Genomic DNA, 11,337 nt, shown 5'->3' on the forward strand with positions numbered 1-11,337 from the left:
TATCAGTGCGTTTCGGTGACTTTGTTCAGGTGGCGCGGCGTGTCGGGATTGCGCCCGCGCGCGACGGCGAGATCCGCCGCCATCACGTAGAACGAAAGAATGGCGGCGATCGGGTCGAGCGCCGAATGGGCGGACTGCGCGAGCGGCAGCACGGTGCCCGATACGCCGGGCGTCGATACGCCGGGCGTGCCGGCCGGCGCCGCGAGCAGCACGGCGGCGCCGCGGGCGCGCATGTCCGCGGCGAGCTGCAGCAGGCCGGCCTGTTCGGGCCCCGGCGGCGCGAACACGAGCAGCGGATAGTCGCGGTCGATCAGCTCCATCGGGCCGTGACGGACTTCGGCGCTCGAGAATGCCTCGGCCTGGATGCCGGACGTTTCCTTCAACTTCAGCGCGGCTTCCTGCGCGATCGCGAGGCCCAGACCACGGCCGATGACGATCATCCGCTCGACGCCCGCGAGCGCCGCGACGGCTTGCGACCAGTCGAGCCGGCCGGCCTGCGCGAGCACGTCGGGCAGCCCGCGCAACGCGGTCATCAGCGCGGCGTCGCGCTGCCAGTACGCGACGATCTGCGCGGACAGCGACAGCATCGCGATATAGCTCTTGGTCGCGGCGACCGACAGTTCGGGGCCGGCCAGCAGCGGCAACTGGTGCTCGCACGCATCGGCGAGCGGCGACGGCAGCACGTTCACGGCGGCGACGGTGCGCGCGCCGGCTTCGCGCAGCGCGGCCATCGTATTGACGAGATCGGGGCTCTTGCCCGACTGGGAGAACGCGATCGCGAGCTGGTCCTGCACCTTCAGCGGCGCCTGCTGCAGCGTCGCGACCGACATCGGCAGCGACGCGACCGGCACGCCGAGGCGGCTCATCGTCAGGCTCGCGAAATAGCTGGCGGCGTGATCCGAGCTGCCGCGCGCGACCGTCAGCGCGACGGCCGGCGGGTGATCGAGCAATTGGCCGGCGAGCGCTTCGACGCGCGCGGTGTCGGCGATCTGCGCGGCGACGACCTGGGCGGACTCGCGCGCTTCCTTAAGCATATTCGACAATCGATTCTCCTTCGACGTAGGTCGCGGTGAGGTTCAGGTCGCGATCGAACACCGCGAGGTCGGCCCATGCGCCGCGCTCGAGGCGGCCGCGATCGGTCACGCCGAGGTAGTCGGCCGCGTAGCGCGACATCCGGTTCGACACGTCGGCGATCGGCAGGCCGAGCGACACGAGGTTGCGCAGCGCCTGGTCCATCGTCAGCGTGCTGCCGGCGAGCGTGCCGTCGGCGAGCCGCACGCCGCCGAGGCACTTCGTCACGTGCTGGCTGCCAAGCCGGTATTCGCCGTCGGGCATGCCGGTGGCGGACGTGCTGTCGGTCACGACGTACAGGCGCGGAATCGCGCGCAGCGCAGCACGAATCGCGCCCGGGTGGACGTGCAGCAGATCGGGGATGATTTCCGCGTATTCGGCATGCGCGAGCGCCGCGCCGACGAGGCCCGGGTTGCGGTGATGCAGCGGCGACATCGCGTTGAACAGGTGCGTGAAACCGCATGCGCCGTGCTTGAGCGCGGCGACCGCGTCGTCGTAGGTCGCGAGCGAGTGGCCGAGCTGCACGCGCACGCCGCGCGCGGCCATCTCGCCGATGATCTCGATGTGGCCCGCGATTTCCGGCGCGAGCGTGACGACGCGGATCGGCGCGATCGACAGGTACTTCAGCACCTCGTCGAGCACGGCCGACACGGCCGCGTCGGGCTGCGCGCCGAGCTTGCCGGGGTTGATGTACGGCCCTTCGAGATGCACGCCGAGCACGCGGGCGCCGCCCGGCGTGCGGGCCCGCGCGGCGGTGCCGAGATTCGCGACGACTTCCATCAGTTCGTCGCGCGGCGCGGTCATCGTCGTCGCGAGCAGGCTCGTCGTGCCGAATTGCGCATGCGTGCGGACGATCGTTTCGATCGCGTCGCCGCCTTCCATCACGTCGGCGCCGCCGCCGCCATGCACGTGCAGGTCGATGAAGCCGGGCAGGATGTACGGCGCGTCGTTCTTCGCGGGATCGACGGGCGCGCCGTCGAGCGTGGTGATGCGGCCGTTCTCGCTATCGAGCGAACCGTGAATCCAGCCGTCGGGGGTGAGGATGTTTCCAGTCAGCATGACGTTCTCTTGATGATCTGGTGACGCGGGCATCCGCGTCGTGATTTGCAAATCCGTTGCATGTGCTGCGCGGGCAGTCTCGCGCGTCAGCGTTTCAGTTCGGCGACGAAGTCGTAATAGTCGTCGCGGCAATACGTTTCGCTCATTTCGATCGCGCGCTGGTCGACACCGTAGCCGATCCGCGTGATCACCAGCAGCGCCGAGCCCGGCTTCACCGCCATCCATTTCGCGATCGCGTGCGTCGCGTTCGCCGCGCGAAAGTGCTGCAGCGCGCGCACGACGGTCATGCCGCGCGCCTCCAGGTATTCGTACAGCGATGCACCGAGCACCTGCGGATCGGGCACCACCGCCGCGGGCAGCGTCGAATGCTCGACCGCCATCACGATGCCGTCCGCGCGGCGCAGCCGTTCGAGCCGCGCCACCGTCGCGCCGGGCGCGAGGCCGAGATGCGTGAGCTCGTCGCGGCTCGCGGTGCGCAGCGTGCGCGACAGCCACACCGAATCGGGCACGAAGCCGCGCTGGCGCATCTTCGCGGTGAAGCCGACGAGGCGCGACAGCGGATCGGCAACGCGCGGCGTGATGAAGCTGCCCGCGCCGCGCGCCCGCTTGATCAGGCCCTGCTCGACCAGCAGCGCGAGGGCGCGACGCGCGGTGATCCGCGACACGCCGACCGACACCGACAGCAGCCGCTCCGACGGCAGCGCCTCGCCGGCCTGCCACGCGCCCGCGTGGATCGCGCTCGCCAGATTGCGGGCGAGCTGCAGATAGAGCGGCGTATCGTCGAGGGGATCGGGCGCCAGTTCGGCCCAGCCGGTTTCCATGTGCCTCCGCGTGTCGGACGACGATCTCCGACCGTCGAAAGTGAACGCATTATATAACCACCATAATACCAGTCAACGAACTGGTATTAGCGCCGCGGAAATCGCCGAAAGCCTTGCGCGGCAAGCGTTTTAGTACTGGCAAAGCCTTTGTTTACAACGCAGTGCGGGATAGGGATTTACCCGAAGTGGTATGCAGGGGGACAGTTCGATGGGCGGATTTACCGCGTTTTTGGAGGGCAGGAGCAGACCAGGATAGAACCACTTGGGGCGACTGGTATGCATCACGCGGCGGGCCGATGCCCTACCCGGCCGTCTTTCTCCACGACCGGAACAGCTCCAGCAGCGCGCGGCACGGCGTCGACGTCGCGCCGCCCCGCCGCCACACCGCGCCGACGTCCATCGTCGGCACCGTCACGCTGAGATTGCGACGGCTGATCCGGTTGCCTTCCAGCGACCACGGCCGATAGACGAGATCCGAGAGGATCGTCACCCCGTGCCCGAGCGCGACGAGGCTTCTCACCGCTTCGATCGACTTGCTCTGCATCCAGACGTTCGGCGCGATGCCGTAGCTGCCCCAGTACTTGCCGACGGTGCGCAGGTGCTCGTCCATGTCGAGCAGCAGATAGTTCTCGCGCGCGACGTCCTCGAGGGTCACGCGATGGGCGTCCTGCAGTGGATGCGCCGGATGGGTCCACAGCCGGCGCGGCGAGCGCAGAATCGTCTCGTATTTGAGGTCGGCGACTTCCGCGGTATTCGACACCAGCAGCAGCGCGATATCGAGGCGATCGTCGACCAGCATCGTCTCGATCGCTTCGCGTTCGCTTTCGACGATGCTCACGCCGAGGTTGCCGAAGCGCCGGGAAATGGCGGACATCAGCGCCGGCATCAGATACGCCGAGATGGTTTCGGTCATCCCGATCCGGACATGTCCGGAGATCTGCTCCGGCTCCTCCTGCGCGGCCGCGACCGCGCGATCGATCGACGTCGTCGCGTGCTGCACGTGACGCAGGAACCGCTCGCCGGCCGGGGTCAGGCGCACGCCTTTCGGATGACGCAGCAGCAGCGTGACGCCGACCGCCTCCTCGAGGTTCTTCAACGCGATCGTCATCGACGATTGCGACACCGAACAGAGATTGGCCGACTTCGAAATCTGCCCCGTGTCGGCAACCGACACGAAGTATTCGATCTGGCGCAGGGTGATGTGCGTGTTCACGGGAAAAGGTCCGGGAAGGCCGGGCAGCTCCGAATCAGCACTGCCTCGAAGGCCCGAACAGTACCGCAGATCGATGGACGCGATATTGATTCAATATATACCGGACCATCGAAAGGATGAATTTGTCATGGCCGCCGCGGCTTCCTAGCATAGTCGCAAACATGAAGCGGACGGTGCCAGGCGATGGAGACGCAGGAAAAGAAGGGCTATTGCACGTTGTGCCGGTCGCGATGCGGCACGATCAACGTCGTGCGTGGCGACATGATGATCAAGGTCCGGCCCGACGATACGCACCCGACCGGCCACGCGATGTGCATGAAGGGGAAAGCGGCGCCGGAACTCGTGCATAGCCCGAACCGCGTGCTGTACCCGATGCGGCGCACGCGTCCGAAGGGTGCCGCCGACCCCGGCTGGCAACGCATCGGCTGGGACGAAGCGCTGGCCGAGATCGCCGGGCGTCTCGCGTATTTCAAGCGGGAAAACGGCGCCGAATCGGTCGCGTTCGGCGTGACCACGCCCAGCGGCACGCCGATGAGCGACAGCATCGACTGGGTCGAGCGATTCGTCTGGTTGTTCGGGAGCCCGAATATTTGCTACGCGACCGAGATTTGCAACTGGCACAAGGACAGCGCGCATGCGTTCACGTTCGGCTGCGGCATTCCCGTCGCGGATTACCGGCATGCCGAGCTCATCGTGCTGTGGGGCAACAACCCCGCCAACACCTGGCTCGCGCAGGCCGACGCGATCGCGAAAAGCCGCCGCAACGGCGCCAGGCTGATCGTCGTCGATCCGCGGCCGACCGCGCTCGCGCGGGAGGCCGATCTGTGGCTGCGCGTGCAGCCCGGCACCGACGGCGCGCTCGCGATGGCGATCGCGCGGCAGATGATCGCGACCGGCAACGTCGACGACGCATTCGTGCGCGAATGGACCAACGGCCCGTTGCTCGTGCGGGCCGACACCGGGCGGTTCCTGCGCGAGCGGGATCTCGACGGCGAGGCGTCCGGCAACCGCTACGTGGTCTGGAACGCGACGCTCGAGCGGCTGGAATGCGCCGGCGAGGAATCCGCGACGCGGTCCGCCGACCTGTTGACGACCGGCGTGCGTCGCGTGGCGATCCGCGATGCGGCCGGCCGCTGCGTGGAGGTGGACTGCACGCCGGCCTTCGACCTCTATGCGAAGGCGCTCGACGCCTATACGCCGGAACAGGCGGCCGCGCTCACCGGCGTCGCCGCAGCCGACATCGTGAAGGCCGCCGCCATGCTGCGCCCGCACCAGGCGATCGCCTATCACGCATGGTCGGGCGTCGGCATGCACACCAATGCCACGCAGACCGAGCGCGCCATCGCGACGTTGTATGCGTTGACGGGGGCGTTCGACACGCGCGGCTCGAACCGCGAATGGACGAAGCAGCCGGCCAACGCGGTCAGCAGCTACGCGATGCTGAGCCCGCAGCAACGCGCGAAAGCGCTCGGCCTCGCGGAGCGGCCGCTCGGCCCGCCCGCGCAAGGCTGGGTCACGGCACGCGACGTCTATCGCGCGATCCTCGACGGCGAACCCTACCGCGTGCGCGCGCTGTTCGCGTTCGGCACGAACATGGTGATGTCGCAGGCGGATGGCGGCCTCGCGCACGAGGCGCTCTGCGCGCTCGACTTTCATGTCCACTGCGATCTCTTCGAGACGCCGTCGTCACGCTATGCGGACATCCTGCTCCCGGTGAACACGCCGTGGGAACGCGAAGGGCTGCGGCTCGGCTTCGAGATCGACGAGCGCGCGGTCGAACTGGTTCAGTTGCGACAGCGCATGGTGCCGCCGCGAGGCGAGAGCCGCGCCGACTACGACATCGTCTTCGACCTGGCCGTGCGGCTCGGCATGCAGGACGCATTCTTCGGCGGCAGCATCGAGGCCGGCTGGAATCACGTGCTCGAACCGCTCGGGCTGGACGTCGCGTCGCTGCGCGCGCATCCGGAAGGCCTCTACCGGCCGTTGCCGCAACGCGAGCGGCAATACGCGGCGGCGACGCCCGACGGCGTTCGCGGTTTCAACACGGAGACGCTGCGCGTCGAACTGTATTCCGAGAGGTTGCATCGTCACGGCTATCCGCCGGTCCCGCAGTACGTGCCGCCGCAGCATGGCGACGATGCGCGCGCGGACAACCGCCGCCGCTTTCCGTGCACGTTGACGTCGATGAAGAACGGGTACTACTGCCACAGCCAGCATCGCGGCCTGCCGAGCCTGCGTCGCCGCGCGCCGTACCCGATGGCGGAACTCAACGACGCACTCGCGGCGGAGCACGGCATCGTCGACGGCGACTGGTGCGTGATCGAAACGACCAACGGCTCGGCGCGCTTCAAGGCGCGCGTCGTCCCGGAACTGGCGCGCAACGTGATCGTGGCCGAGTACGGCTGGTGGCAGGCGTGCGACGAGGTCGGCCTCGATGCGCTCGCCGCGGGCGGCCGCGACAACAGCAATTTCAACCAGCTCGTGTCGGCGACACGACTCGATCCGGTCAGCGGCTCGTCGCCGCTGCGCTCCGTGCGCTGCCGCATCCGGCGCGATCCGTCGGTCGATCCGGCGCGCCGCGCATGGAAAGGGCTGCGCGATTTCGTCGTGTCCGCGATCCGCGAAGAAGCGAGCGGCGTGCGCACCGTCACGTTTCGGGCCGCGGACGGCGGCGCGCTGCCGGACTATTTGCCCGGTCAGCACGTGACGCTGCATATCCCGTCGCTCGGCGACGGCGGGACGACACGCGCCTATTCGCTGACGGGCGCCGCGCACGAGGACGATCGCCGCAGTTACGCGATCTCGGTGCGGCACCAGAAGGGTCAGACGCGCGACGGCGCCGCGTTCGAAGGTGCGATGTCGTCCTACATTCACGGCGTGCTCAAGGTCGGCGACCCGGTGTTGCTCGGTGCGCCCGGCGGCACGTTCGTCGTGCCGCCGGCATCGCGCCAACCCGTCGTGATGTTCGCGGGCGGCATCGGCATCACGCCGTTCATTTCGTACCTCGAATCGATTCGTGATCTGGCGGACCGCGCACCGGAATCGCGGCTCTTCTATGCGAACCTGAACAGCAGGACGCACGCGTTCCGCGACCGCATCGAGACGTTGAAGCAGCGCCTGCCGACGCTCGACGTCGTCAATTGCTACAACCAGCCGGGCGACGAGATACCGGGGCGCGACTTTCAGCTGCACGGCTACCTGTCGGCCGACGTGGTCGCCGACGACCTGATCCGGCGGCGTGCGCGGTTTTATCTGTGCGGCCCCGAACCGATGATGGAGGCGATCACGGCGGGCCTGATCGCGCGCGGCGTCCCGCCCTTCGACATCTTCAAGGAAGCGTTCCGGTCACCGTCCCGGCCGACGCTCGACCCGTCGAAGCGATACGCGGTGCAGTTCACGCGGTCGCGCCGCACGGCCACCTGGACACCCGGCGACGGCAGCCTGCTGTCGTTCGCGGAAAGCCTCGGCATCGCGTTGCCGAGCGGTTGCCGGGTCGGACAGTGCGAGAGCTGCGCGGTCAAGGTCGTCTCGGGCGAAGTCTCGCATCCGAGCGGACAGGGGCCGGACGAAGCCGACCTGTGCCTCGCCTGCCAGGCCATTCCGGCAACCGACATCAGCATCGACGCATAAACCCCATTCGAGGAAAGGTTCACCATGAAACATTTCGACGCCGTCGCGACCCGCGACGCGCTGGATTTCGAATCGCTGGTCGCCCGCCTGCGGCAAGCGTTCGTCGACGGCTGCCACGTGCCGCTGCGACATTCGCACGTCGTCAATGCCGGCAGCACGGACGAAGGCACGGTACTCGTCATGCCCGCGTGGCAGGACCACGGCTATCTGGGCATCAAGACGGTCAACATCTTCCCCGGCAATGCGGAACACGGCCTGCCCGGCTTGCATTCGACCTACGTGCTCTACGACGGGCGGACGGGTCGCCCGCTCGCGCAACTGGACGGCAACGAAATCACGTCGCGCCGCACCGCGGCGGCGTCGGCGCTGGCCGCCACCTACCTGGCCCGGCCGGACGCATCGCGCATCGTGCTGCTGGGCGCCGGCCGGGTCGGCAGCCTCGTGCCGCTCGCGTATCGCAGCCAGTTGCCGATCTCGCACGTCGAGGTCTGGGACAAGGACCCCGCAGCGGTGGCGCGCCTGGTCGACCGGCTGACCCGCGACGGTTTCGACGCGGCGCCCGTCACGCATCTCGAGGACAGCGTCCGGCGCGCCGACGTCGTCGCCTGCGCGACGCTCGCGACGGAGCCGATCGTCCGCGGCGAGTGGCTCGCACCGGGCTCGCATCTGGACCTGATCGGCAGCTTCACGCCGCGCATGCGCGAAGCGGACGACGACTGCTTCCGGCACGCGGAGATTTACGTCGACACGGACGAGGCCGCGCAAAAGTCCGGCGACCTGCTGGGTCCGCTGGCGCGCAACGTCATTGCGCCCGACCACCTGGGTCGGACGCTGACGGCGCTGTGCCGGGGCGACGCGCGGGGCCGGACGAACGACCTGCAACGCACCGTGTTCAAGGCCGTCGGCACCGCGCTGGAGGATCTGGCCGCGGCCATTCAAATCCATGAAAAAACGAATTGAACCCGTGACGGGCAAGGAGATCGAGATGAAAGAGCTGATGGACGTGCAGCGCGGCGACGCGCCGGCGGCGGACCGCGAACGCGTGCTGGAACGGATGGCCGCGGGCATGGCGCGCTGGTCGGAGAAGTGGTTTCCGGACGCCTATATCTTCGCCGCGCTCGCGGTGATCATCGTGGCGGCGGGCGCGCTGGCGGCCGGGGCGCCGGTCGCGCGGATCGGCGTGGCGTTCGGCGACGGCTTCTGGAGCCTCATCCCGTTCACGATGCAGATGGCGATCGTCGCGATCTCGGGTTATGTCGTCGCGGTGTCGCCGCCCGCGTCGAGGCTCATCGATGCGCTCGCGCGCGTGCCCGCGTCCGGGCGCGCCGCGGTGACGTTCGTCGCGCTCGTCAGCATCGTCGCGTCGTTGTTCAACTGGGCGATCAGCCTGATCTTCAGCGGCCTGCTGGTGCGTGCGCTCGCGCGCCGCGCCGATCTGCGGATGGATTACCGCGCGGCCGGCGCGGCCGCTTATCTCGGCATGGGTGCGACGTGGGCGCTGGGTTTGAGTTCATCCGCGTCGCAATTGCAGGCGAATCCGGACAGCCTGCCCAAGGCGCTGCTCGCGATCTCCGGCGTCATCCCGTTCACCGAGACGATCTTTCTCCCGCAGTCGATGCTGATGGCCGCGGTGCTGACCGTCGCGTCGCTGCTGATCGCGTATCTGTCCGCGCCGAACGACGCGCGGGCGAAGACCGCGACGGAACTCGGCATTGCGCTCGACGAGAGCCATGCCGCGCTCGCCCGCCCCAGCCGCCCGGGCGACTGGCTCGAATACAGTCCGCTCGTCACCATCGTGATCGTGGCGATCGGTGCGATCTGGGCGTGGCACGAGTTCACGACGAAAAATCCGCTGATCGCGATCTCGAACCTGAACACGTACAACTTCCTGTTCCTGCTGCTGGGCATGCTGCTCAACTGGCGACCGCGGCGCTTCCTCAATGCCGTCGCGCGTTCGGTGCCGTCGGTCGCGGGCGTGCTGATCCAGTTTCCGCTGTACGGCGGGATCGCGTACATCCTGACCAAGGCGGCCGCGCCCACCGGACTGCCGCTGTCCGATCACCTCGCCCACTTCTTCGTCGCGCTGTCGTCGCATGCGTCGTTCCCCGCGGTGATGGGCGTGTATTCGGCCGTGCTCGGGTTCTTCGTGCCGTCCGGCGGCGGCAAGTGGATCATCGAGGCGCCGTACGTGATCGAGGCGGCCAAACTGCTGCAGGTTCATCTGGGCTGGGCCGTGACGGTCTACAACGCGGCCGAGGCATTGCCGAACCTGATCAATCCGTTCTGGATGCTGCCGCTGCTCGGCGTGCTCGGGTTGCGTGCCCGCGACATCGTCGGCTTCACGTTCACGCAACTGGTCGTTCACCTGCCGCTCGTGATCTTCATGCTGTGGGCGCTCGCGAGCACACTCACCTACCATCCGCCCGTCATGCCGTGACGCGTGACGCGCATCACGTTCACGGCATCGCGACGATCGAGCGGCTTCACGGCCGGCACGCCGAGAGCACATCGAACGTGCGAAACACGATGGACATCGTTCATCCGAAAGGCGTTATCGACTCGTCATTTGGTTCGAAAATGCTGGCGATAAGCCGCCGGCGACATGCCGACGACATTTTGAAACGCCTTCCGAAACGAAATCACATCGTCATATCCCAATTCCTTCGCAACGAGCGCGATCGGCCGGTTACCCAATCGAAGCGCATCCTTCGCCTTCGTCATTCTCACCTGCCTTACATAGTTCGCGGGATTCAATCCCGTTGCCTTTTGAAATCGCCGAATGAATGTCCTTTCCGTGAGACAAGAAATTCCGGCAAGACTGGCTATGGTGTGATTGATACCCGGCGTTGAAAGGATGAGATGTTGAGCCTCCAATATCGCATCGTCGTCGTGATCGAGTCTTGGAAGGAATCCTTCTAGCGGCCGCTGGTCGTCACGCACCCCTTCGCTGAGCATGAAACGCGATGTGGCCAGCATGACATTTGCGCCCATGACGCGATCGACGATCAAGAAACCAAGATCATTCCATGCAAGGATGGCGCCGGCCGTAATGACATCCCCATCATCGAGCACGATGTTCTCGCTCGCGACGTGAGCGTCGGGGCAGGTACGGGAAAGGAGTTCCGCAAATGCCCAGTGCGTGGTGATCCGCCGTCGCGCCAACAGGCCGGTTTGGGCCAGCACGAACGCGCCTGCGCAGATGGAGCAGACGATTACGCCGCGCCCGTGCAGCTCGGCCAACCAGGCCGCCTCGCGCGGCATGTCCGACATGCGCTCGGGCATCACAACACTCGGCGGGGCGATAGCGAAAGCCGGCTGATGCGCGTCGGCCGGATCGCTGTCCCAACAGCATTCGATACGTCCCGACGCCGGGTTCAGTTGCCAATGCGTGACGCGGATACGGCAGTGGCGATCGTCCTCGTGCGGATAGGCCGCCCAATCATTGGCGATCCGAAACAGATCGGTCAAGCAGTGAATCGCGGCGATTTGACAGTCTGGATAGACCAGGAGTGCAACCTCGACAACTTTGTCAGTTTTGGACCT

Annotated in this window: 8 protein-coding genes; 3 read left to right on the forward strand and 5 right to left on the reverse strand. The window is 67.1% G+C overall.

Translation table 11 applies throughout. The annotated features are described in order from the left end of the window. Positions 1 to 2 precede the first annotated feature (2 nt). The 4 genes from DTA15_RS30725 to DTA15_RS30740 form a co-directional block, all read right to left on the reverse strand. Positions 3 to 1,034, reverse strand: a complete 1,032-nt coding sequence (locus tag DTA15_RS30725; RefSeq protein ID WP_006499033.1) for an SIS domain-containing protein — start codon at positions 1,032 to 1,034, stop codon at positions 3 to 5. After that, positions 1,027 to 2,130 carry an N-acetylglucosamine-6-phosphate deacetylase gene (gene nagA / locus DTA15_RS30730; protein WP_012492393.1) on the reverse strand — a complete coding sequence of 368 codons (1,104 nt, stop codon included), beginning with the start codon at positions 2,128 to 2,130 and terminating at the stop codon, positions 1,027 to 1,029. Before nagA ends, DTA15_RS30725 begins: the two co-directional genes overlap by 8 nt. 86 nt (positions 2,131 to 2,216) lie before the next feature. After that, positions 2,217 to 2,951 carry a GntR family transcriptional regulator gene (locus tag DTA15_RS30735; protein WP_006487014.1) on the reverse strand — a complete coding sequence of 245 codons (735 nt, stop codon included), beginning with the start codon at positions 2,949 to 2,951 and terminating at the stop codon, positions 2,217 to 2,219. Positions 2,952 to 3,252: 301 nt separating this feature from the next. Next, the gene (locus DTA15_RS30740) at positions 3,253 to 4,164 is read right to left on the reverse strand and encodes a LysR family transcriptional regulator (RefSeq protein WP_006487039.1); all 912 of its coding nucleotides are present in this window, start codon (positions 4,162 to 4,164) and stop codon (positions 3,253 to 3,255) included. 183 nt (positions 4,165 to 4,347) lie between these two features. Here DTA15_RS30740 and DTA15_RS30745 point away from each other — a divergent pair, with 183 nt between their 5' ends. From DTA15_RS30745 to DTA15_RS30755, 3 genes are read left to right on the forward strand one after another with little or no spacing between them, the layout of a single operon-like run. Then, positions 4,348 to 7,794 (forward strand): molybdopterin-dependent oxidoreductase, encoded by a 3,447-nt coding sequence (locus DTA15_RS30745; protein WP_006487023.1) that lies wholly within the window; start codon positions 4,348 to 4,350, stop codon positions 7,792 to 7,794. Between the two features lie 24 nt (positions 7,795 to 7,818). Next, positions 7,819 to 8,754 (forward strand): bifunctional Delta(1)-pyrroline-2-carboxylate/Delta(1)-piperideine-2-carboxylate reductase, encoded by a 936-nt coding sequence (gene lhpI / locus DTA15_RS30750; RefSeq protein WP_006487025.1) that lies wholly within the window; start codon positions 7,819 to 7,821, stop codon positions 8,752 to 8,754. A gap of 25 nt (positions 8,755 to 8,779) precedes the next feature. Next, positions 8,780 to 10,231, forward strand: a complete 1,452-nt coding sequence (locus DTA15_RS30755; RefSeq protein WP_012492392.1) for a short-chain fatty acid transporter — start codon at positions 8,780 to 8,782, stop codon at positions 10,229 to 10,231. Between the two features lie 125 nt (positions 10,232 to 10,356). Here DTA15_RS30755 and DTA15_RS30760 read toward each other — a convergent pair whose 3' ends face one another. Continuing rightward, positions 10,357 to 11,262, reverse strand: a complete 906-nt coding sequence (locus tag DTA15_RS30760; protein ID WP_227743243.1) for a GlxA family transcriptional regulator — start codon at positions 11,260 to 11,262, stop codon at positions 10,357 to 10,359. Positions 11,263 to 11,337: the final 75 nt, after the last annotated feature.

Source organism: Burkholderia cenocepacia (genome assembly GCF_900446215.1).
In the GTDB taxonomy this organism is placed as follows: Bacteria; Pseudomonadota; Gammaproteobacteria; order Burkholderiales; family Burkholderiaceae; genus Burkholderia; species Burkholderia cenocepacia.